General features: G+C 61.7%; 20 protein-coding genes. 11 read left to right on the forward strand and 9 right to left on the reverse strand.

What is annotated here, in order from left to right; translation table 11 throughout:
* Positions 1–2 precede the first annotated feature (2 nt).
* Positions 3–1,211, forward strand: a complete 1,209-nt coding sequence (gene uxuA / locus ICI42_RS10410; RefSeq protein WP_188164519.1) for a mannonate dehydratase — start codon at positions 3–5, stop codon at positions 1,209–1,211.
* Here the strand turns inward: uxuA and ICI42_RS10415 are convergent.
* Positions 1,208–2,071, reverse strand: coding sequence for an SDR family oxidoreductase (locus tag ICI42_RS10415; protein WP_188164520.1), 864 nt, complete (start codon positions 2,069–2,071; stop codon positions 1,208–1,210). The two genes, uxuA and ICI42_RS10415, sit on opposite strands and share 4 nt — an antisense overlap.
* 242 nt (positions 2,072–2,313) lie before the next feature.
* On the opposite strand from ICI42_RS10415, the gene ICI42_RS10420 reads away from it, so the two are divergent.
* The 10 genes from ICI42_RS10420 (at position 2,314) to ICI42_RS10465 (ending at position 14,593) form a co-directional block, all read left to right on the forward strand.
* The gene (locus ICI42_RS10420) at positions 2,314–3,054 is read left to right on the forward strand and encodes a GntR family transcriptional regulator (RefSeq protein WP_188164521.1); all 741 of its coding nucleotides are present in this window, start codon (positions 2,314–2,316) and stop codon (positions 3,052–3,054) included.
* A 142-nt stretch (positions 3,055–3,196) separates the two neighbouring features.
* Entirely contained in the window at positions 3,197–4,150 is a 954-nt protein-coding gene (locus ICI42_RS10425) for an ABC transporter permease (protein ID WP_188164522.1), read from the forward strand.
* Positions 4,147–5,040 carry an ABC transporter permease gene (locus ICI42_RS10430; RefSeq protein ID WP_188164523.1) on the forward strand — a complete coding sequence of 298 codons (894 nt, stop codon included), beginning with the start codon at positions 4,147–4,149 and terminating at the stop codon, positions 5,038–5,040. Before ICI42_RS10425 ends, ICI42_RS10430 begins: the two co-directional genes overlap by 4 nt.
* A gap of 59 nt (positions 5,041–5,099) precedes the next feature.
* Positions 5,100–6,695 carry an ABC transporter substrate-binding protein gene (locus tag ICI42_RS10435; protein WP_188164524.1) on the forward strand — a complete coding sequence of 532 codons (1,596 nt, stop codon included), beginning with the start codon at positions 5,100–5,102 and terminating at the stop codon, positions 6,693–6,695.
* On the forward strand, positions 6,692–7,732 hold the full coding sequence (locus ICI42_RS10440; RefSeq protein WP_210317139.1) for an ABC transporter ATP-binding protein: 1,041 nt from the start codon (positions 6,692–6,694) through the stop codon (positions 7,730–7,732). Before ICI42_RS10435 ends, ICI42_RS10440 begins: the two co-directional genes overlap by 4 nt.
* Positions 7,722–8,699, forward strand: a complete 978-nt coding sequence (locus tag ICI42_RS10445; protein WP_230980273.1) for an ABC transporter ATP-binding protein — start codon at positions 7,722–7,724, stop codon at positions 8,697–8,699. Before ICI42_RS10440 ends, ICI42_RS10445 begins: the two co-directional genes overlap by 11 nt.
* 22 nt (positions 8,700–8,721) lie before the next feature.
* The gene (locus ICI42_RS10450; RefSeq protein ID WP_188164525.1) at positions 8,722–9,576 is read left to right on the forward strand and encodes an alpha/beta fold hydrolase; all 855 of its coding nucleotides are present in this window, start codon (positions 8,722–8,724) and stop codon (positions 9,574–9,576) included.
* A gap of 23 nt (positions 9,577–9,599) precedes the next feature.
* Complete coding sequence (locus ICI42_RS10455) at positions 9,600–11,270, forward strand: acyl-CoA synthetase (protein WP_188164526.1); 1,671 nt, start codon at positions 9,600–9,602, stop codon at positions 11,268–11,270.
* A gap of 11 nt (positions 11,271–11,281) precedes the next feature.
* A complete protein-coding gene (locus ICI42_RS10460) occupies positions 11,282–13,186 on the forward strand; it encodes a CocE/NonD family hydrolase (protein WP_188164527.1) in 1,905 nt (634 codons plus the stop codon).
* Between the two features lie 3 nt (positions 13,187–13,189).
* Complete coding sequence (locus ICI42_RS10465; protein WP_330999147.1) at positions 13,190–14,593, forward strand: amidohydrolase; 1,404 nt, start codon at positions 13,190–13,192, stop codon at positions 14,591–14,593.
* Between the two features lie 10 nt (positions 14,594–14,603).
* Here ICI42_RS10465 and ICI42_RS10470 read toward each other — a convergent pair whose 3' ends face one another.
* From ICI42_RS10470 to ICI42_RS10505, 8 genes are all read right to left on the reverse strand, one after another.
* Positions 14,604–15,725 (reverse strand): calcium:proton antiporter, encoded by a 1,122-nt coding sequence (locus ICI42_RS10470; RefSeq protein WP_188164528.1) that lies wholly within the window; start codon positions 15,723–15,725, stop codon positions 14,604–14,606.
* A 64-nt stretch (positions 15,726–15,789) separates the two neighbouring features.
* A complete protein-coding gene (locus tag ICI42_RS10475; RefSeq protein WP_188164529.1) occupies positions 15,790–16,263 on the reverse strand; it encodes a hypothetical protein in 474 nt (157 codons plus the stop codon).
* A 146-nt stretch (positions 16,264–16,409) separates the two neighbouring features.
* On the reverse strand, positions 16,410–17,126 hold the full coding sequence (locus ICI42_RS10480) for an NAD(P)H-dependent oxidoreductase (RefSeq protein WP_188164530.1): 717 nt from the start codon (positions 17,124–17,126) through the stop codon (positions 16,410–16,412).
* Positions 17,127–17,146: 20 nt separating this feature from the next.
* Positions 17,147–18,076: a BKACE family enzyme gene (locus tag ICI42_RS10485; protein WP_188164531.1), complete on the reverse strand. Its 930-nt coding sequence runs from the start codon at positions 18,074–18,076 to the stop codon at positions 17,147–17,149.
* A gap of 21 nt (positions 18,077–18,097) precedes the next feature.
* Entirely contained in the window at positions 18,098–19,042 is a 945-nt protein-coding gene (locus ICI42_RS10490; protein ID WP_230980274.1) for a DUF6282 family protein, read from the reverse strand.
* Between the two features lie 34 nt (positions 19,043–19,076).
* Positions 19,077–19,859, reverse strand: coding sequence for an HpcH/HpaI aldolase family protein (locus ICI42_RS10495; protein ID WP_210317141.1), 783 nt, complete (start codon positions 19,857–19,859; stop codon positions 19,077–19,079).
* A gap of 33 nt (positions 19,860–19,892) precedes the next feature.
* On the reverse strand, positions 19,893–21,173 hold the full coding sequence (locus ICI42_RS10500) for a TRAP transporter large permease (protein ID WP_188164533.1): 1,281 nt from the start codon (positions 21,171–21,173) through the stop codon (positions 19,893–19,895).
* Complete coding sequence (locus ICI42_RS10505) at positions 21,170–21,760, reverse strand: TRAP transporter small permease (protein WP_188164534.1); 591 nt, start codon at positions 21,758–21,760, stop codon at positions 21,170–21,172. The genes ICI42_RS10500 and ICI42_RS10505 overlap by 4 nt, the downstream gene beginning before the upstream one ends.
* Positions 21,761–21,775: the final 15 nt, after the last annotated feature.

A 21,775-nucleotide genomic window follows, 5' to 3' on the forward strand; every position in this document is an offset into this window, starting at 1 on the left:
CGATGTTGCAGAGCTGGCGCTGGTTCGGACCCGAAGACCCGGTCACCCTCGATCATGTGCGCCAGGCGGGTGCGTCCGGCATCGTCACCGCACTTCACCATATCTATGACGGCCGCGCCTGGACGCCGGAAGATATCGCCGAACGCAAGGCGATGATCGAAAAGGCTGGACTGGTCTGGTCGGTCTGTGAATCCATTCCGGTCCACACCTCGATCAAGCTGCGCAGCGGGCCATATCGGCAGTATATCGATAGCTGGAAAACCAGTCTTGCCAATCTCGGGCGCGGCGGGGTGCCGATGGTCTGCTACAACTTCATGCCGGTGGTGGACTGGACACGTACCGATTTGCTCTACCGGATGCCGACGACCGGCTACGCGCTTCGTTTCGACATGGTGGAGTTCGTCGCCTACGACGCCTTCGTGCTCGAGCGGAAGGGCGCGGAAGAAAACTACGACGCCGATCTGCTCGACAAGGCGCACTCTCGTCTCGCCGGGCTTTCCGAAAGCGATATCGCGACGCTTGAGAAAAACATCATCGCCGGGTTGCCCGGCGGCGAGGACAGCTACGACCGCGAGGGTATCCGGCGCCGCATAGCAATGTTCGACGAGGTCGGTCCCGAGCAGATGCGGGCCAATCTGGTGGAGTTCATCCGCGAGATCACGCCAGTGGCGGAGGATGTTGGCGTGCGGCTCGGTATCCATCCCGACGATCCGCCCTTCTCCCTGTTCGGTCTGCCGCGCGTTGTCTCCACCGCTGAGGATTTTCGCGCCATTCTGGCTGCGTCCAACTCGCTCGCCAATGGTATGACCTTTTGTGCCGGCTCGCTCGGTTCGCGCCTCGATAACGACGTGTCGGCTATGGCGAAGGAGTTTGCCGAGCGCATCAACTTCGTCCATTTGCGCAATGTCAGCGTCGAGCCCGACCGGTCGTTCAACGAGAGCGAACATCTGGGCGGGGATGTCGATATGGTCAACCTGATCGTGACTTTGAGGCGCGAAGAACTGCGCCGCTCGGCGGGGGGACGCGCAGACGCCGTTATCCCGATGCGCCCCGACCATGGCCACCTTCTTGCCGACGACATCGGCAAGAAGACCAACCCCGGATATTCGCTGATCGGACGGCTGAAAGGCTTGGCCGAATTGCGGGGTATCATCACTGCGGTCGATTCCCTGCCGGAGTTTCTTGGTGACGGCCGGCAGACAGGTGGCTAGATCATGATCTCGCCGCCAGTTACGGGGATAATAGCGCCGGTCATGTAACTCCCTGCCTCCGAGGCGAGCAGCACATAGGCGCCTGCCAGTTCGGCAGGCTGTCCTGCGCGCCCTATCAAAGTTTGCTTTCCGAACGAAGTGGTTTTCTCGGGCGGCATCGTTGACGGAATAAGCGGCGTCCAGATCGGGCCGGGAGCCACGGCGTTGACGCGAATTCCCTTGTCCGCAACCATTTCGGCCAGACCGGCGGTGAAGTTCGAGACAGCACCCTTTGTCGAAGCATAGGCCAGTAGGTGGGACGATGGCTGTCTGGACTGGATCGACGTGGTGTTAATGATGGATGCGCCGGCTTTCATGACCGGAATTGCCGCTTTTGACAGGTAGAACGGCGCGTAGATGTTCGTTCGGAACGTCTCATCCCATTCTTCTGCCGTTATGTCGCCAATGGATGCATAAGTTCGCTGGAAAGCTGCATTGTTGACGAGAATATCGAGGCCGCCCAACTGTTTAACGGCCGCATCGACCAAGGCTTGGCAATGGCTTTCGGACTTGATGTCGCCGGGCATCACAACGACGCGACGGCCTGCTTCCTCCACCCACTTCGCCGTTTCCTTGGCGTCTTCATCCTCGTTGAGATATGAAAGCAGGATGTCGGCGCCTTCACGCGCGTAGGCAATTGCCACCGCCCGTCCAATGCCGGAGTCCGCTCCGGTGATCAGGGCGACCTTGCCTTCAAGTTTCCCGCTGCCCTTGTAGCTCTTCTCGCCGTGATCGGGCACCGGCTCCATCAGCCTGGTCAAGCCAGGTGGGCTCTGTTCTTGTTCCGGCTGGGGTGGCTTGGGGTGTTTCGTTTCCGACATATACTTCTCCTCAAACATGTGGATGAGAAACGAGCCGGATTCTGCTTGGTTCCGACCTGCCGCACCTGCGGAATGATGCACTCCCGGGGTAGGGTCGGATTCACCCCAGATCACTCCAAAAAACAAGACATCTCGCTGCCTCGCCAAAGAGGAAAGATTTCCTCGGGAAAAGAAACCGCTTGCACGTGAAAGGATTTCTTGCATTCATATCTTGCATACAAGATTGATTGATTGGGAACCGTGTGGCCGTTGCATCCAGCATAAGCACCCGCATCATCAACGCGGTGCTCAGTCAAAAGCTGAAACCCGGCGCGCGTCTGGGCGAGCAGGAACTGGCAACACTCTTCCAATGCAGCCGAACCATCGTACGCGAAGCCATGGTCGATCTCGCAGCTAGGGGCATCGTGATCGTCAGCCCTCGGCGTGGTTGGTATCTGCCAGAAGTGAACGTAGAGATGGCGCGCGAACTTTACGACGCGCGTGAGATTATCGAGACGGGCCTGTTGAGGGCGTTTGCCCGTCGCAAAGAAACGCTCGATGCAGGGACCCTGGCTCGGCTGCGGGTTCACCTGGCGGAACAGAAGGCGGCGATCGAGAGCGAGGATGTCGAGCGCCGCAGCTATCTTCTAGGCGATTTTCATGTCTGCCTCGCGCAGTGCCTGGGCAACCAGGTGCTTGCCAGCAAACTACGCGATCTGACGGTGCTGACGACATTGTTCACAATGCGCCATCAGACGCCCGGCGATGCGCGCCTCTCTTATGAGGAGCATGTGGCCGTTGTGGATGCGCTCGCCTCCGGCAACGCTTCCGCCGCTGAGCATTGCATGTGCCAGCATTTGGGGACCTGGGAGGCCAAGGTTCACCTCGTCCGCGAGCACGATCCGTTGGAAAAGCTGCGCCAGGCGCTGACCTCGCCAAAGGATTTGCCCGCGCGGGTCTCTCGCCCGGCGGTCGAAGCCAAGGCCGACGAGGGGAACATCTGATGGAAAACCAGAGGGTGTCGGGGCGTGCCGCCCGTCTTTGCCTGACGTTTCGGGATCTTGAGTCGGGTGTTGGCGACCGCTGCGACGCTGGCCGGCCCATGGCAGATGCAGTGGCGGCGCCTCTGCAGGGGACGTTCCGGCCATGTTGACCTTCGCGCTGCGGCGCGCTGTCCTGGGCATTCTCGTCCTGATCACCGTCTCCGTGTTGGTGTTCGTGTCGTTTCGCTTTGTGCCCGGCGATATCGTCAACCAGCAGCTTTCCGAGGCCGGCGCAGTGACGCCCGAACTGCTCGCTCAAAAGCGCGCGCAACTCGGTTTGGATAAGCCGCTGCTGGTGCAGTTCACCGAATGGGCTTCCGGTGTCATAACAGGCGATCTCGGCAAGTCGCTGTGGACGGGAAGGCCGGTCGCCAACCAGATCGCCACGGCACTGGTGCCGACGATGCAGCTTTCGATCGTCGCGATCATCGTCGGCGCCGTGCTTGGCATTGGGGCCGGGGTGGCGGCAGCACTTTGGCGCGGAACACCCGGCGACATGATCCTGCGCATCGTCTCGACGGTGTTCCTGGCCATTCCACAGCTTTGGCTGGGCCTGCTGACGCTGACCGGTCTGGCCATGATCGGTTATTATATCCCGCTGCCCTATCGCAGTTTTTCGGTTAATCCGGCGATCAATTTCCAACAGGTCATTTTCCCGGCCGTGGCGCTATCGCTGGGCGTAGCCGCTGCGCTGTCGCGGTTGACCCGCTCCGCGATGCTCGAAGTGACGGGCGCTGATTTCATCCGCGCCGCGCGAGCGAGGGGCGTTCCTTCCTCCCGGCTCTATATCGGCCACGGGCTGAAGAATGCACTGATCCCGGTAATTACTTTGCTCGGCACGCAGTTCGGCAATCTCCTGTCGGGAACGGTGATCATCGAGCAGATTTTCAACATTCCCGGCCTCGGCAACATGCTGTTCGAGGCGGTGGCGAACCGCGACTATCCGGTCGTGCAGGCAGCGGTGCTCACCTATGGCGTCATCACGATCGTCGTGAACCTTCTGGTCGATCTCTCCTACGGTATCGTCGATCCCCGCATCCGGGAGGCGCGGTCATGAGCCTGGCACCTGCGACACCGGACGCAACACACGAAGCGCAACGGCCGCGCCGCGGCAGCCGGATCATAGCGATCATGCGCGGTCTCCTGCGCGACGAGGTCGGCTGCCTCGCTCTGGTAATCCTTACGATCGTGCTGGTCATGGCACTGTTCGCCCCGCTGATCACGCAATACGATCCGCTGTTTCAGGACCGCCGCGCGGTGCTCAAAGCGCCGTCGCTGGCGCATTGGTTCGGCACAGACGATATCGGCCGCGACGTGTTTTCCCGCGTGCTTTACGGCACCCGCATCTCGCTGTTCGTGGGTTTGACCGTGGTTGTGATCACCATGGTCGTGGGCGGCATGATCGGCATGATCTCGGGCTATTTCGGCGGACTGGTCGATATGGTCATCCAGCGGATCGTGGAAGCGCTGGATACACTGCCGTCTTTGGTGCTGTCGCTGTTCATTGCAGCGATGCTCGGGCCGTCGGTGCGGAACGTCATCATCGCAGTGTCGCTCGCCCAGATCCCGCGCTTCGTCCGCATCATCCGCTCGGAGATGATGAAGATACGCGGTCAGGACTTCATCCTGGCATCGAAAGTGATCGGTTCTTCGCCGCTGCGCATCATGCTGACCCATGGCTTGCCCAACCTGATGCCCACGATGCTGGTGATCGGGTCCCTCGCATTCGGCATCGCCATCATGACGGAAGCCGCGCTCAGCTTCCTCGGGGTGGGTACCCCGCCGCCAAATCCGTCTTTGGGCACGATGCTCTCGCACGGCACTCGTTTTATCGGCATGGCGCCGTGGCTGATCATCTTTCCCGGCCTGATGCTGACCATCAGTGTCTTGGCCCTCAACCTGATAGGCGACGCGCTGCGCGACGTGCTCGATCCACGACAACGCTGATGTCTAGTTTTTCGATACGCATGAAGACCACCGCAACAGAATCCACGAAGGACTGAAACATGTTTGAAGGATTATCGACTTACGGACGGGCACTGACCGTTCTTGCCGCCAGCGCCATGCTGACCCCGGCAGCGCATGCGCAGGAGACACCAAAATACGGCGGCAAGGTCACGATCAACGTTCACGCCGATGCGCCGAACTTCGATCCGCTGGCAAGCACGGAATATGCCGTCCACTCGCGGCTGGGCCTGGCGATGAACCGGCTGGTGGATTGGGCTACCGGCCCGGATATCGACTATGGCGAGTTCGTGCCGAAGCCGGCGCTTGCCGAAAGCTGGGACATTTCCGCAGACAGCCTGACCTACACGTTCAAGCTTCGTAAGGGTGTCGTCTGGCAGGACGTGGCTCCCGTCTCCGGCCGCGCGTTCACCGCGGCGGATGTGCTGGCCACCTATGCGGCAATCCGCGAAAGCGGCGTGCAGAAAGGCCTGCTGGCGACTGTCGACACCATCACTGCGCCCGACGATCATACGGTCGTGATCAAGCTGAAGCGCCCGAACGTGATTCTCCTCCAGAACCTTGCGCACCAGAACATGTGGATACTGCCCAAAGAGGCCTTTGACGGCGGCTATGACCGCAACAGCGTCGTCATCGGCACCGGTCCGTGGCTCCTGACCGACAATCAGGCGGGCGTCGCGACCCACTACAAGAAAAATCCCACCTATTTCGGCAAGAGCGCGGATGGCAAGCAGTTGCCCTACCTCGATGAAGTCGAAATCCTGCCGCTCAAGGACCTCAATGCCCGCATCATGGCGTTCCGCTCTGGTCAGATCGACATCTGGTTCGGACCGCTCAACCTGACGCAGATGGCCGCGATCAAGCAGCAGGTTCCCGATCTGCAGGAAATCAAGACCATCGCGAACACGCAGACGGAACTCTACCTGAACCCTTCGTTCAAGCCGTTTTCCGATCTGCGCGTGCGCCAGGCGCTGAATTTGGCGATAGACCGGCTGGCGCTGGGCGACGTGGTCCGCGGTGGCGGCGGCATCGGCGGCGTTGTCGGCCCGGCCCTGTCCAAGCAGACCTTGCCGGAAGAAGAGCGCATCGCCCTTTATGGCACGCCCGATCATGAGAAGGCCAAAGCCTTGCTGGCCGAAGCCGGCTTCGCCGACGGGTTCTCCTTTGAGCTGACCGTCTTGAACTACGGCGAAGAGTTCGTCCGCGAAGCCGAATGGATCCAGCAGGATCTGGCCGAGATCGGCGTCAAGGCAGAACTCAAGATGGTCGACCTGGCTGCCGGTCAGGCTCTTGCCAAGGAAGGCACCTACCAGGGTTTATTCCTCGTCATGAGCCCGTTCTCGGAAGCCGACGAATATTTCACCACCCACTTCCTCAAGGGTGGAAATCGCAACTACATGGGCGTGGACGATGCTGAGTTGACGGCCATGATTCAGGAACAGCAGGGCATCTCCGATCCTGCCGCCCGGCAACAGAAGATCTGGGAAATCCAGCGCTATACCGCCAAGAACGTGCAGAACCCGTTGCCGATCTGGTCGTCGCTGCTTCTCCATCCGGCGCATGCGCGCGTTCACGGCTGGCGCCCGATGTTGCCGCAGGGCTTCCCAAGCCTGCCAGAGGTGTGGGTCAGCGAATGACACCTGGCTCTGCCACGCCAATGACAGCGATGTCCGCTCCGTCCTACGGTCAAGGCTCTGCCGAGCCACCGGTGCTTGCCGTCCAAGCACTGGCCGTGCGGTACGGAGAGATGGAGGTCTGCTCGGACGTCTCCTTATCGGTACGGCGCGGCGAAGCGCTTGCACTGATCGGGGAATCGGGGTCGGGCAAGTCGGTGACGGTTCTTGCCGTCACCGGGCTGCTGGGCCGTGGCGGGGCAATTTCCCGCGGCAGCGTCGTTCTGGACGGTGAGGAAATCTCCCGCCTCCCCGAGACGGAACGCCGCCGCCGAGGGCTTTTCGGCCGGCGTATCGGGGTGATCTTCCAGAACCCGTCGCGGGCGCTCGACCCGGTGTTTACCATTGGGCAACAGCTCAACGAGGCGCTGTCGCTCACAGGCCTCAAGGGCGGCACCGCATTACGATCCAAGGGCGCGGAATGGCTGCGCCATGTCGGCCTGCCCGATCCCGAGGAAGCACTAGACCGCTATCCCCACCAACTGTCCGGCGGGCAGAGGCAGCGTGCGATGATTGCCATTGCGCTTGCTTCCGAGCCGGAACTGCTGATCGCCGACGAGCCGACGACCGCGCTCGACGTGACGATCCAGGCGCAGGTGCTGAACCTGATCCGCCGACTGCAGAGCGAGCTCAATCTGGCGCTGATCATCGTTACCCACGATTTCGGCGTGGTGGCCGCCATGGCTGACCGGGTCTCTGTGATGTATGCGGGCGAGGTGGTCGAGACCGGAAGCGTCACAGAGATCATCCGCGACCCGCGTCATCCCTATACGCGGGCGCTGCTGGGAAGTTTGCCGACCGGCCAACCCGGCGCACGCATCGAGGCGCTGCCTGGATCGGTGCCTTCGGCAGGGACCATGCCAACCGGCTGCCGCTTCCATCCGCGTTGCCCTGCCGCGGTGGCCGAATGCGCCAGTGAGGAACCGCGTCTCGAAGCTGCGTCCTACGGCCGTATCCTGCGCTGCCTGAGAGCCGAGGAGCTTGCGGCCTATGACGCCTGAGATCGCAATGCCCGATGGCGCCTTGTTTTCGCTGCGCGATGTGTCGGTGCGCTACCCGATCCGCCGGGGCTTCTTCCAACGCGTCGTCGGCCATGTCGGGGCGGTGGAACAGGTCAGTTTCGACCTGATGCGTGGTGAAACGCTGGCTCTGGTCGGCGAATCCGGTTGCGGAAAGTCGACCCTCGGACGTGCCATGCTGCGCCTTGAGGATGTGTCCGAAGGCACCATCACGGCAGACGGCGGCATGTCCCGGCGCGAAATCGCGCGACGCGTGCAGGTGGTGTTTCAGGATCCGCTGGGCTCGCTCGACCCTCGCTGGCGGATCGGAGACCTGATCGGCGAGGGCCTCGACGTTCATGGCATTGTGCGCGGAGCCGCGCGTGACGCCCGGGTGCGCGAATTGTTGTCCCAGGTCGAGCTGCCCACGAGCGCCTTTTACAAATTTCCGCATCAGCTGTCCGGCGGACAGCAACAGCGGGTGGCGATTGCGCGGGCACTTGCCATGCGGCCGGAACTGATTGTGCTGGACGAGGCGACTTCAGCCCTCGACGTGTCGGTCCAGGCGCAGATCCTCAACCTGCTCAAGGATTTGCAGGCCGAATACAATCTGACCTACCTGTTCATCTCGCACGACCTGACGGTGGTCGGCCAGTTCGCCGACCGTGTCGCGGTCATGTATGTCGGCCGCATCATGGAAACGGGCAGCACCACTGAAGTGCTTGCTTCGCCCCGACACCCTTATACGCGCGCGTTGCTGGCCTCGTCGTTGAAGGTCGATCCGGATGCCCGCATCGAAACCATTCCGCTTTTGACGGGCGATGTGCCGAGCCCGAGAAATCCACCCTCCGGCTGCCGCTTCCGCACCCGGTGCCCCCTCGCGCAGCCCGACTGCGCCAGTCTCACCCACCGCATGGTCATGACAGGTAGCCGCGAGACGGCAGCCTGCCGCGCCAATAACGACCACTGACCCATTTTACGCAGAGAGTGCCATGACTGCCACCACCATCGACCCGAACTGGACCTCGCATACCGTCGACCTCGACGGCGTGAAAATTCGCTACCTCGACAATGGCGGCACTGGTCCGGTGGTTATCTGCCTGCATGGCACCTCGATGACTGCGCACGCCTGGGGTCATCTCGCCGCCAGCCTCAAGGACGAAGCCCGGGTCATCGCCGTCGATATGCGCGGTCACGGCGCGTCCGACCGTCCCAACACCACCTACACGATTGCCGAATTGGCGGGAGACATCGCTAAGCTGGCCGAGACGCTGGAACTGACCGCTATCACGCTCATCGGCAGTTCGGTCGGGAATCAGGTCGCGGTGTCTTTCGCGGCTGCCAATCCCGGCCGTGTCGCCGGCTTGATCCTCTCCGACCCCAGCTTCTTCGTCTCCGATACCGAGATCGTCAAATATCTGCGCTCCCATCATACACGCCAGCGCAACTATCCGGCCCGCGCGGAAGCGGAAGCCTATGCGATGGCCCTGCCGCAGCGCTCGGGGCTTAGCCCGGAATTGCACCGGCTCGCCATGCAGGGCGACTTCCGCGAAGAGGCCGATGGCAGTTGGAGCTGGGCCTACGACCTCGGCGCGATCACCAAGGTGTTTCTCAATCTGTCGATGGACCAGTCCGCCGACATCAAGGCGATCACGGCACAGGTGTTCATCCTCAATGCCGACCGGTCCAACGTGCTCTCCGGCAATCAGGCGCAGGATTTGGTGCGCGCCTTCCCCAATGCCCGACTTGAGGTGATTCAGAACAGCAACCACACCATCTGGGGCGATCAGCCCGACCTTCTGGCCGAAAAGACCCGCGCATTCCTGAACGCGCTGCCGCTGACGTGATGCATCCCGTTTTGGACACGACCATGGACAGATATCAGAGCCTGCGGGACAGCTATCGCCTGGACCCGCCGGAAACCTTCAACTTCGGCACCGATGTCGTCGATGCCTGGGCGGCTAATGCTGCTCGCAACGCTGCCGCCCCCGCTCTCATCTGGTGCAATGCCGCCGGGCTGGAGCGCAGCTATAGCTTTGCCGAAATCGCTGGATTGACCGACCGACTGGCTGCCGCATTGTCCCGGCGTGGCGTAGGCAGAGGCGACAGAGTGCTGATCATGCTGCCGCGCATCCCGGCCTGGCAACTGGCCATGGTCGCTGTGCTGAAGCTCGGCGCGATCGCAATACCCTGCGTCACCATGCTGACCGCCAAGGATATCGACTATCGGCTGAGCAATTCCGGCGCACGTGCAGTCATCACCACCTCAGCAGAAATCGCCAAGTTCGCCTCGTCTCGGCCCGATGTTTTGCGGATATCGGTCGATCCGTTGTCGCTCCCCGGCGATAGCAGTGACGAAACATCGGCACCGGAAGCCTGGCAGCCGCTGGGGGCTTTGCTTGCCGAAGACGCGACCGGTTTTGAGCCGGCCATTGTTCAAGCGGAAAACCCGGCGCTCATTTTCTATACCTCCGGCTCGACCGGCCTGCCCAAGGGCGTCACCCATGCGGCGCGCGCGCTTTTTGCCTGGCGGGGCTCGGCCGAGCACTGGCTCGATCTTGGGCCTGACGATGTGATGTTCTGCACCGCCGATACCGGCTGGTCGAAGGCCGGAACGTCGATCCTGTTCGGACCGTGGAGCCGTGGTTCGACGGTGCTGTTCTATGACGGCCCCTTCGACGCCGACTATCGGCTCGAACTGATCGCGCGCTATGGTGTGACGGTCTATTGCGCGGCTGCGACCGAGCTTCGCCGGCTTGTAGCCCTCAATCTCGGCGCAAATCCTGTGCCGTCGTTGCGGCTGACGGTCTCGGCGGGCGAAAGCCTGAATCCTCCAGTTCTGGAAAGCTGGAAGGCCATGACCGGCCGTCCGGTTCTTGAGGCCTACGGGCTCACCGAAACGCTGATGCTGGTCGCCAATTATCGCGATACGGAGGTTCGTCCGGGGGCGATGGGGCGCGCCTTGCCGGGCGTGACGCTGGATCTGATCACGACCGAAGGTGTTCTAGCCGTTCCCGGCGAGACAGGGCAGATCGCCTTGCGCCTGCCGAGCCCGCATCTGATGCTGGGCTATTGGCAGGATCCGGAGCGCACGGCATCGACGATGACGACGGTGGGCGGGCAGGCCTATTTCCTGACCGGGGACAATGCGCGGGCTGATGAAGACGGCTATCTCTACTACGAGGGCAGGGCCGACGACGTCATCAACTCGGCGGGCTACCGCATCGGGCCGCAGGAAGTCGAGAACGCGCTGGTGGAGCATCCGCTTGTTCGCGAGGCGGCGGCGGTGCCCACACCGGACAGCGAGCGCGGCGAGGTGGTGAAGGCCTTCGTCGTTCTCCATGACGGCCACCAGGGCACGGACAGTCTGGCAAAAGAGCTGCAGGATTTCGTCAAGCGCCTGACAGCACCTTATAAATATCCCCGCCGCATCGAGTTCGTGACAGAGCTGCCCAAGAACCCGGTTGGCAAGATCCAGCGCCGCCTTCTGCGTCAGCAGGAGTTCGACGTGTTTCGGGCCCTGACCCAAACCAAAGCATGAAGGAGACTGCCATGGCCGAGCAAAAGGACGAACAGTTTCACGACGTGGTGATATCGCGCTCCGTCAAGGTGGTGGCGCGTGACGGGGTGAAGCTGTCGGTGGACATTTACCGGCCGGCAAAGGACGGCGAGCCGCTGCCCGGCCCGTTCCCGGCCGTGATGACGCGCTCGCCCTACGATACGCGCTCAGGCAAGGGGCCTTCGGGGCAGGCCGGCAATGGCGAGTATTTCGCCAAGCGCGGCTATCTCTATGCGGTGCAGGATTCGCGCGGTCGGTATGAATCGGAGGGCGATTTCGTCCTGCTCGATCAAGACGGCGAAGACGGCTACGACGTCATCGAATGGCTGGCCACAAGGCCGTATTGCAACGGCATGATCGGCACGCAAGGTTCATCGCTGCGTGCCTGGAACCAGAATGCCACGGCCCTCCTTCGGCCGCCGCATCTCAAGGCGATGTGGATCAACCAGGGCGGCTCCAACGGTCTTAAGACGGCGTTGCGGCATCACGGCGCGCTGGAACTGCGCTGGCTCGCCTGGGCCGTCACCAATGGCATTCATGCCCAGGAAGCTCACGCCGATCCCGCGATCCAGACTGCCATGGTGCGCAATGCAGAGAAGATGTACGACTGGTTCCGCCGCCTGCCATGGAGCGAGGGCAACAGCCCGCTGTCGCCCTTGCCGAAGTGGGAGAAATGGGCGCTCGACCTCTACCGCAATGCCGATGACGGTCCATTTTGGCAGAACCCGAGCCGCAACTTCGAGCCGTATCGCGACCAGTCGGCGGACGTTCCGACAGTCTATGCCGGCGCGTGGTACGACAGTTATGCGCGGTCCTCGATCGAGAACTATCTGGCGATGGAGCCCCGCGCCTCCCACCAATATCTGCTGATGGGCGGCGGGGTGCATGGTGGACCGAACTTCGACAACCGCATGATCGGCCAGGTCGACCTCGGCGAGGGAGCCCCGATCAAGGGCAATTTGTCGAAAGACCGCAAATATATGATGCTGCGCTTTTTCGACCGTTTCTTGAAGGGCGACGAGACCGCTTGGGTCGACCAGCCGAAGATCCGCTATTTCCGCATGGGCGGGGATGGCAGCCGCAACGCCGCCGGCCAGCTGGTCCATGGCGGGCACTGGACTGTCGACACGCAATGGCCGCCGTCCGGTGTCGAGGAACAGGACTGGTTCCTGCATGGCGATCTTTCGCTGTCTTCAGCCGAACCGGCTGCTGCCGCGGCAAGCCGCTTCCTCTACGATCCCGAGGATCCCATGCCGACCGTTGCCGGCAACGTCTCGTCGATGACGCAGAACCTTCCGCCGTTCCCGCGCATGATGCGCACCGGCGATCCGATCAGCCTGCGCCAGAGCATCGTGCTGCAGGGCGCTGCGGATCAGGTGACCCATGCCGGCATGTTCGCCGAGCCGCCTTATGGCGACCTCGCTGAACGCGAAGACGTGCTGGTGTTCACCACGGCGCCGTTCGAGACTGAAACGGAGGTGACGGGCAGCCCCGAAGTCGAAATCTTCCTGTCTTCGGATGCGCCAGATACCGACATCTACTGCATGCTGCAGGATATCTATCCTTCATCGGAGACATGGCCGGAAGGCTATCGCATGAACCTGTGCGACAGCTTGTTTCGTGTGCGTTACCGTGAGAGTTATGCCGCGCCCGTGATGATGCAGGAGGGCGAAGTGGTCCGCATCCGCTTCACGCTTTATCCGACCTCGAATGCCTTCCAGCCGGGGCATCGGTTGCGGCTACTTATATCGTCTTCGTCGTTCCCGCGCTTCGATCCAAACCCGAACACGGGCGAGCCGATCGGCCGCCACACCCACACGCGCAAGGCCGTGAACCTGATCCACCACGACCCACAGCACCGTTCGCGCCTGATCCTTCCGATCAAGCGAGAGGGCTGAGCCGTGGCCGACGCAGCCGGTCTGCTTGCCACCGAACTGGAGCGGCTTGCGCCGGACTTCATCCGTCTTGCCGATGCGATCTGGGAAACGCCTGAACTCTGCTTCGAGGAACATCGCTCCGTGGTGGCGCAAATCGCGGTGATGGAGGCGCAGGGTTTCCATATAAGCCGTGGGCTTGGTGGGCTGGATACCGCCTTTTCGTCCGATGCCGGCGAGGAGGGGCCGATTATCGCCTTTCTTGGTGAGTTCGACGCCCTGCCGGGCTTGAGCCAAGAGGCCAGCGTTGCTCAGCCTCGCGCGTTGGAGCCGGGCGGCAATGGGCATGGCTGTGGGCACAATTTGCTGGGCGCGGCCTCGATGCTGGCAGCGACCGCATTGGCCCGCGTGCTGGAAAAGGCGGGCTTCAAAGCGCGGGTGCGATATTACGGCTGTCCGGCGGAAGAGGGCGGCTGGGGTAAGGGCTATATGGTTCGGGACGGAGCGTTCGACGATGCCGCCGTGGCCATCGGTTGGCATCCCGGCGCTTTCAATGGAGTACGCGCGCGCTCGACACTCGCCGTCTCCAACCGCTCCTATCGCTTCAAAGGCCGGGCAGCGCATGCAGCCATGGCGCCGCATATGGGTCGCAGCGCACTGGACGCACTCGAACTGATGAACATCGGTACCAACTTCCTGCGAGAGCACATGCCGTCCGATGCGCGCATTCACTATGCGATCACCGATGCGGGTGGGTCCGCGCCCGCCGTCGTGCAGGCTCAGGCGGAAGCGCTCTACATGATCCGCGCACCGGAACTGGACGAGATGCACGATCTGGTTGCACGCGTCGACGATGTCGCCAGGGGTGCTGCCCTGATGACTGGCACCGAGGTCGACATCCTGCCCAAGGGCGGTGCGTCGAATATTCTGCCCAACGCCGTGCTGTGCGAGGTAATGCATCGCGTGATGATGAGGCTCGGGCCATTGGACATAAGCGATAAGGAGCGCAGTTTCGCCGAAGCTATCCGGGCGACGCTGCATCAGTCTCAAGCGTCCGATTGTAAGGCATTGCTCGAAGCCGATGCGCTGCTGCCTGTCGGGGACGGCAGGCTTCCCGTGCATCTTGGCCTGCGCCTCTATGACGGCCGGATGGCTCAGGGCACCGGATCGACCGATGTCGGTGATGTCAGCTGGATCGTGCCGACGGTAGAATGCGGGACGGCGACATGGGCTGCCGGTACACCGAGCCACACTTGGCAGGCGGTTGCGCAAGGCAAATCGCAGCTTGCACATCGTTCAATGGTACGAGCCGCCGCCGCGATGGCCGGAACCGCACTGGAACTGATAAGCACGCCGGGCCTGCTGGACGAGGCGCGTCGTGATCACGCATTGCGGCGGGGCGGGCGGGATTATCGTTCTCCGCTGGTGTAGCTTCGCCAGATCAGGGAAAGGCGATCAGGAACAGGAAGGCGAAGAAGACCACGAGGTGTACCAGTCCGGTCAGGACTGTCGTACGCCCCGTCGAAAAGCTTACGGTGCTGATCGAAAGCGCCAGGAGCAGTAGAACGGTATCGCCTGCGCCGAGGCCGAGCGTCAGGTCGTTGCCCAGTATAAGGCTTGCCGCGCCTACCACCGGAATGGTCAGACCGATTGTGGCGCAGGCCGAGCCCAGCGCGATGTTCAGGCTGCGCTGCAACTCGTTGCCGCGCGCGGCCTTGATCGCCGACATAGCCTCCGGCAACAAGACGAGGGTGGCGATGAAAGCGCCGACGATGGCGTCCGTCTGGATGATTTCGTATTCATGCAGGGCCTCTTCGATGCCTGCCGCCACCATCTCCGTCAGCAACACGATGCCGACAAGGCCCAGCAAAAGCAGCAAGATACTCAAGACCATCGAGCCATGATGCGCCTCGCCCTCGGAGTGCCTTGCATGCGGATGGTCCTCGATGAAGTCGTCGCGATGGCGTGTCATCTGTGCGAACACGAAGCTCGCGTAAAGCAAGAGAGAGATCGTGCCGACAAAGGTCAACTGCAGTGGCGTAAAGTTACCATACGCCGTACTATCGAGCGTGAAATTGGGGAGCACCAAGGTCAGCACCGCCAGCGCGATCAATACGCCCAGAAACGCGTTGGTGCCTTGCCGCTTGATATCCTGGTGACGATGTCTCCAGCCGCCCAATGTCAGGCAAATGCCAACAATTCCGCAAGACACAATCATCACGGTTGAGAACACGGACTCACGTGCCAGCGTGGGGTTGTTGTTTTCGCCATGCATCATCACCGACACGATGACGGAAGCCTCGATTGCCGTCACAGCCAAGGTCAGGACCAGCGTGCCATAGGGTTCGCCAACGCGATGGGCAATGGTCTCGGCATGGGCGACCACGGCAAAGACCGTGGTGAAGACCAAGGCGACCACGGCTACCGACAAGATGATTTCGACGGGCAAGCTGAAGCTGTGCAGCCGCAAGCCGGCCAGGCGCAATCCCACGGCCAGCACGAAAGCGGTTGCCGGCAGGGCTAACTTCGCCCGAGTGTTCCACTGGACCGCTCTACTCGTCATGCTCACCAAGATTTCTCCGTAGCGAAAGGGATAGAGGCTGTGGCTGCCGCAAAGGAGCGGGCAACTAGTAGAGTCTGAAATTGCTCATGGAGCCGTTGGTGAAGGTGCATTCCACATTGACGATGTGGGAATATTGCCATTGTCCGCCGGGGCCTACCTTGAACACCATCGGAACCCGCTTGCTGTTGCCGGATTCGTAAACCGTCTGGTTCACGCGCTCCAGAATGGGGCCGGGGGCCTCGGCGCGGGCGCGTCTCTCACATTCATCCTTGGCCTGGAAGTCGGAAATCTGGACGACACGCGGTGTGGAGCGATAGGGGTCCTGTCTGTCGTCGTCGCGATCCAGTCTGGCGCGGCAGGCAAAATAGGATTCGGTTCCAGGTGCTGCTCCCCAAGCGCGGCAGTGCGCGTCATCTGAGCCTCTACCCCAGGACTCGGATCCGATGACCCTTTCTTCCGTGACATGCACGCCGTCGGATTGGCACGCAGCGACAGAAAGCGTCGCGATGGCGAGGCCGAGAGCACCGAGATATCGCATCGATCTGTCCGGACAAGAAGTGAAACCTAGACTTCACTAGTCGATGAGGCTGTCTTTGCAAATCGGCCACGCCGGTTTCGGGCATGAATATTTGCAAGCTGTAGTCGGTCCCGTCAGGTCACAGCCCCGAGATAGAAGTCGGAAGTTCACCCCTGCTTTGCCCAAGCATTCTCCGAAACCAGTGCCAAGGGGTCAGTAGGCCGGATGCCGCGGTCGACCGGCTTGCTGGCAATATCGAGAAGACGGGAGGCAAGGTTGTCGAGATAGCCCTTGCGGCCTTCGTCGCCGATACGCGGCGTGCCGTAGGCGATGAACGGTTCCTCGACCGTGTAGCCCATATATTGCAGCGTCAGCCGTTGGGTCTGCCATAGGACGCGGTCGACTTCGCCATAGACGCCTTCGGGACCGAAGCGCGCCGTGGTCCCACCTGTCGTTACCGAGAGAAGCGCGCGGCGTCCCTTGAACAGGCCGGTGTCGAAGCGCGCGCCGTCAACATAGCCGAAACCATAGGCCAGAACCCGCTCGAACCAGCCCTTGAGGATGGCCGGCGGACCGCCCCACCACAGCGGGAACTGCAGAACCAGAAGGTCCGCGGCCAAGACCCGCTCCTGCTCGCGCCTGATCTCGTCGGAGAACGACCCTTTGCTGGCGGCCAGAGCCTGTTCGCTCTGGTAGTGAAACCGGTCGGGGTCTGCGACGGTGGAGAAGTCATGACGACCCGCCACCGGGTTGAAGTCATCTGCATAAAGATCCGAAATCACGACCTCGTGCCCATCGGCGCGCAGGGCTTCCGCGCTATGGTTTGCAAGGGCTGCGTTGAAAGAGGTCGGCTCGGGATGGGCGTAGACGATCAGTACGTTCAAAGGAAAACCTCGCGGCGGGATCAGAACTCGACCCTGTCACCGCCCTTGAGTTGCAGGATGTCGCGGGCTTCCGCGGGGGTGGCGACTTCTAGGCCCAGGCCCTCAATGATGCCGCGCACGCGCGTCACCTGCTCGGCGTTGGATGTTGCGAGCTTGCCCGGCCCGTTCCAGATCGAATCTTCCAGCCCGACGCGGACATTTCCGCCCATGGCAGCTGCCTGCGTGGCAATCGGCATTTGGTGGCGGCCGGCACCCAGCACCGACCAACGGTAGGAGTCGCCGAAGAGACGGTCCGCCGTTCGCTTCATGTGCATGACGTCTTCGGGATGCGTGCCGATGCCGCCGAGAATGCCGAACACACTCTGGACGAAGAACGGCGGCTTGACCAAACCGCGCTCAACAAAATGCGCCAGCGTGTAGAGGTGCCCGATATCGTAGCACTCGATCTCAAAGCGCGTACCGTTCTCTGCGCAAGTGGTCAGGATTTTTTCGATGTCGGCAAAGGTGTTCTTGAAGATACGATCGCGCGAACCTTCGAGATAATCTCGTTCCCACGCGTGCTTAAGGTTTTTGAAACGGTCCAGCATCGGAAACAGGCCGAAATTCATCGACCCCATATTGAGCGAGGCGACCTCCGGCTTGAACGTGGCGACCGGCTTCAACCGCTCCTCGATCGTCATGGTCGCAGCGCCGCCGGTGGTGATGTTCACCACGCAATCCGACCGCTGCTTGATCACCCTGAGAAACGGCGCGAAGCGCTCGACCGACTGGTCAGGCAGCCCGTTTTCGGGGTTCCGGGCATGAAGATGGACGATCGCAGCACCTGCTTCCGCCGCGCCGATGGCGGCTTCGGCGATGTCCTCGGCTGTCACTGGCAGATGCGGGGACATGGAGGGCGTGTGGATCGAACCCGTAATTGCACAGGTAATGATGACTTTCCGGGCTGCCATAACGGCTACTCCTATTCGAGGTCAGGCTGCGAGATCGAGCAGGCGGGCCGCATTGGCGGAGGTGATCTTGCGGATATCCTCCTCCGAAACCTGCAGGTCGAGCAGATTAGACACGATCATGCGGAACCCGTCGACGGGCTTCGGCGCCTGCGTCAGTCCGAGATCGGAGCCAAGAATGGTGCGGTCGGCACCGGCGACTTCCATCAGATGCACCAGGTCGCTCGGCTCGTGCTGCTTGGCGCGGCTTGGCACGAACATGCAGATCGAGTGTTCCATATAAGCGCCGAGGCCAACGAGCGAGCGGATGTCGTCGTCCGAGCAGCCAATGATGTAGGTCGGGTGGTTGACCATCATTTTCTTGACGCCGCGTTTTTTGGCTTCTTCGAACAGGACGAACAATTCGCTGACATGAAGATGGCCCCCGGCCAGAATGATGTCGGCTTCCGCGATAAGGTCGCAGATCTGCTTGGCCTCGTCGATCAGTTCGCCGTTGGCGTCGAGCACCGTCAGCGGGATGGGCGGCAGCATCGGCTTCGCGGTTTTCGGAAAGCTCTTGGCCGCATAGGCCTGGATATGGTTGCTTGCCGCAAAAGTCGGCATCCAGACGATTTTGCCGCCGAGCTTGATCGCGTGATCGACAGCGTGCGGATTGATGCCGCCCGAGGCGTTGTTGAGCGCCACGCCCGAGAACAACTCGACCTTCGAGTCCGGATAGATGTCCTTCAGAACAGCGCAGTGCGGCATGCCGACATAGTAGTGGTCCTTGTAAAGCAGCGCTTTGAAACCGGCGTCCTCAGCTTCCTGGAACGCTTGCGTATGGCCGAGAATGCGCGGCATGGCGGCTGGGCCGGAATGACAGTGGAGATCGACCGCGCCGACGAGAAGCCTGGCGACTTCGGCAGCGCGGGCAGGGTCCATCGGCTCCAGCGGGACGATGGTCGGATAGGTGGTGTTGGCGTCAGCCATTGAGGCGATCCTTTTCCTGGTGTTCGAGAGCGGATTAGCTGCGGCCGACTGCCGCGACATCCGCAAAGGCGCGCATTGCTGCTTGCCGCATGAAGGTCTGGTCGGACGAGACGATAAAGGCGCTGGCGCCCATCTCCCGGAAGCGCGCGGCTTCCTCCGCCGTGCCGACCATGACGGCTACCGGCTTGCCGGCATTCCTGGCGGCCGCGATGATGCGGGTACAGGCATTTTTGATTTCAGGAGCGTCGGTGCTTGCCGCGCCCATGGCCACCGTCAGGTCGCCTCGGCCGATGAAGACGCCGTCGAGCCCTTCCGTGGCCACGATGGCATCGATTTCATCGAGCGCTTCGGGATCCTCGATCATGCCGATCAGGGTGACGTTTTCATCCCCCGCCGCAACATGGTCCCAAAGGCCGACAGCACCGTAACCACCGGCGCGGGTAGTGTTGGAAAAGCCACGCTTTCCGCCGCGATAGCGGCAGGCGGCGGCAATTTCCTGGGCTTTCTTGGCCGAATAGACATGCGGGACCAGTACGCCGGCGGCACCGTCGTCCAGCACCGACAGGATTTTTGACGGTGTGGGTTCTGCGACGCGAACGATGCCCGCCGTCCCCGATGCGCGCGCTGCCAGCAACGCGGCATCGATGGTAACCCGGTCCCAGGGTGCGTGTTCCTCGTCGATGACGACGAAGTCGAAGCCGACAGCGCCGATGATCTCGATCACATGGGTGACGGGCGTCTTGACGAATGTGCCCACCAGATGGTCGCCGCTTCTGAAACGCTGGCGAAATCCGGTCTTGTCTTCTGTCTTTGTCATAATGTGCATCCTTTGAAAGTTCGGCCGGTGCTTTTACGGGGCGGGCATCATCAGATGCGGCAGCCAAAGCGTCACCGCCGGAACCAGGGCGATCAGCGCCAGCAAAGCCAGGCAGATCAGGAACATCGGCAAGACCTCTCTGGAGACCGCTCCGAGCGACTGGCCGGATATGGCGCAAACCACGAACAGGCAGACGCCTACCGGCGGGGTCACCATGCCGATGACGACGTTGAGAGTGACCATCACGCCGAACTGGACGAGGTCCATGTCGATCATGTCTGCGACCTTGAGCAGGATCGGCATGGTGACGATCATCACCGAGATCGGCTCGAGGAACTTGCCAAGGATCAGCAGCATGATGTTGATCATCAAAAGCACGACCAGCTTGTTGTCGCTGATGCTCAGGAGCGTATCGGCAAATTTGGTCGGGACCTGTTCGATGGTCAGGGCGAAGGCGACGATGCTGGCCATGGCCAGGATGAACAACAGGCCGGATGTGGCGATGGCGGTGGTGTAGAGCGCCTGCCAAAGCTTCGCCATGGACAGTTCGCGGTGCATGGCGCCGACGAGGAATGCGTAGCCGACGGCCACCGCCGCGGACTCGGTCACGGTGAAGATGCCGAACTTCACGCCGCCGACGATGATGACAGGCAGCATAAGTGCTGGGATGGCCGCGACGAGCGCTTTGCCACGCTCGTTCCACGGCACGCGCGGCATGCGCGGGTAATCGTTGCGCGCAGCCTTCAACCAGGCATAGCCCAGCAGGCCCAGCGCCAGAAGGATGCCGGGTATGACGCCGGCGATGAACATTTGCGCGATGGATGCGCCGGACAACACGCCGAAAATGATCATGGTGATGCTGGGCGGAATGAGCGGGTCGATCACCGCGCTCATGGCGACGAGTGCTGCGCCATAGGCGGCTGGAATGCCCTGCTTGGCCATGGCGGGGATCATGAAGCTGCCAATGGCCGAAGCCTGGGCGATAGCACTTCCCGAAATGCCTGCGAACAGCGTGCTGGCAAGCACGGTGACCAGCGACAGGCCGCCGCGGAAATGACCGACCAGCGCATTGGCGAAGCCGATCATGCGTCCGCTCAGGCCGCCCAAATTCATGAGGCTGCCGGCCAAGAGGAACAGCGGTATCGTCAACAGCACGAACTGGTCGACGCCGGCAAGCATGCGCTGCGGCAGTGCCATGACCAGCGCACCGTTGCCCGTGAGGTAGAGATAGATCAGGCCGCCCGTGCCGAGCGCCAGCGAGATTGGTATCCCGAGGATGAGAAAGAAGAGAAAGATACCGAGAAAGCCGATCATAGCGGCAGAATCTCCTCTTGCGGAGCCGGTTGATCGTGCGTGTCCTGGCCCGTCGCGACGCGATAGGCGTCCAGCGCAAACCTGACGACGAAATGGATGAGGAGTACCGAACAGCCGACCGGAACGGCGACATAGACCCAGAACACCGGCAGACCGGCGGGAGCGCCGGTCAGCGATGTCCAGATGAAATCGACCGCCGGAATGCTCTGACCGGTGAAGCGGACGGCATTGTTCCAACCGGATACGATGATGAAATAGAGAAAGACGCAGACTGGCGCTGACACGATGAAGCGAATCAGCAGCTTGACGTAGGGGTTTACCCGCTTTCCGAGCATATCGAGCGCCACCAACTCGCCCTGATGGTAGGCAAAGCCGATGAGCAGAAAAGTCTGCCAGATCAGGATGTAGCGGCAGAGTTCCTCTGCCCATATCAGCGACGCGTTGAACAGATAACGCGCTGCGACCTGCACGATCATAATTACCACGATCACCAGCATCGAGCTGCCGGCGATGAATTTGATCGCATTGGCATAGAAATGGAACAGGGGATTGCGGCTTGGCCCAGCCGCAGTGGCGGTCGCCTCCATCGGCGTCTCCTCCAT

Source organism: Oryzicola mucosus (assembly GCF_014534685.1).
GTDB classification, from domain to species: Bacteria; Pseudomonadota; Alphaproteobacteria; order Rhizobiales; family Rhizobiaceae; genus Oryzicola; species Oryzicola mucosus.

Excerpts from the sequence above, each read along its gene's own strand:
- uxuA (WP_188164519.1), top strand. The coding sequence starts at position 3 with ATGTTGCAGAGCTGGCGCTGGTTCGGACCCGAAGACCCGGTCACCCTC.
- ICI42_RS10415 (WP_188164520.1), bottom strand. The coding sequence starts at position 2,071 with ATGTCGGAAACGAAACACCCCAAGCCACCCCAGCCGGAACAAGAACAG.
- ICI42_RS10425 (WP_188164522.1), top strand. The coding sequence starts at position 3,197 with ATGTTGACCTTCGCGCTGCGGCGCGCTGTCCTGGGCATTCTCGTCCTG.
- ICI42_RS10430 (WP_188164523.1), top strand. The coding sequence starts at position 4,147 with ATGAGCCTGGCACCTGCGACACCGGACGCAACACACGAAGCGCAACGG.
- ICI42_RS10435 (WP_188164524.1), top strand. The coding sequence starts at position 5,100 with ATGTTTGAAGGATTATCGACTTACGGACGGGCACTGACCGTTCTTGCC.
- ICI42_RS10440 (WP_210317139.1), top strand. The coding sequence starts at position 6,692 with ATGACACCTGGCTCTGCCACGCCAATGACAGCGATGTCCGCTCCGTCC.
- ICI42_RS10445 (WP_230980273.1), top strand. The coding sequence starts at position 7,722 with ATGACGCCTGAGATCGCAATGCCCGATGGCGCCTTGTTTTCGCTGCGC.
- ICI42_RS10450 (WP_188164525.1), top strand. The coding sequence starts at position 8,722 with ATGACTGCCACCACCATCGACCCGAACTGGACCTCGCATACCGTCGAC.
- ICI42_RS10455 (WP_188164526.1), top strand. The coding sequence starts at position 9,600 with ATGGACAGATATCAGAGCCTGCGGGACAGCTATCGCCTGGACCCGCCG.
- ICI42_RS10460 (WP_188164527.1), top strand. The coding sequence starts at position 11,282 with ATGGCCGAGCAAAAGGACGAACAGTTTCACGACGTGGTGATATCGCGC.
- ICI42_RS10470 (WP_188164528.1), bottom strand. The coding sequence starts at position 15,725 with ATGACGAGTAGAGCGGTCCAGTGGAACACTCGGGCGAAGTTAGCCCTG.
- ICI42_RS10475 (WP_188164529.1), bottom strand. The coding sequence starts at position 16,263 with ATGCGATATCTCGGTGCTCTCGGCCTCGCCATCGCGACGCTTTCTGTC.
- ICI42_RS10485 (WP_188164531.1), bottom strand. The coding sequence starts at position 18,076 with ATGGCAGCCCGGAAAGTCATCATTACCTGTGCAATTACGGGTTCGATC.
- ICI42_RS10490 (WP_230980274.1), bottom strand. The coding sequence starts at position 19,042 with ATGGCTGACGCCAACACCACCTATCCGACCATCGTCCCGCTGGAGCCG.
- ICI42_RS10495 (WP_210317141.1), bottom strand. The coding sequence starts at position 19,859 with ATGACAAAGACAGAAGACAAGACCGGATTTCGCCAGCGTTTCAGAAGC.
- ICI42_RS10500 (WP_188164533.1), bottom strand. The coding sequence starts at position 21,173 with ATGATCGGCTTTCTCGGTATCTTTCTCTTCTTTCTCATCCTCGGGATA.
- ICI42_RS10505 (WP_188164534.1), bottom strand. The coding sequence starts at position 21,760 with ATGGAGGCGACCGCCACTGCGGCTGGGCCAAGCCGCAATCCCCTGTTC.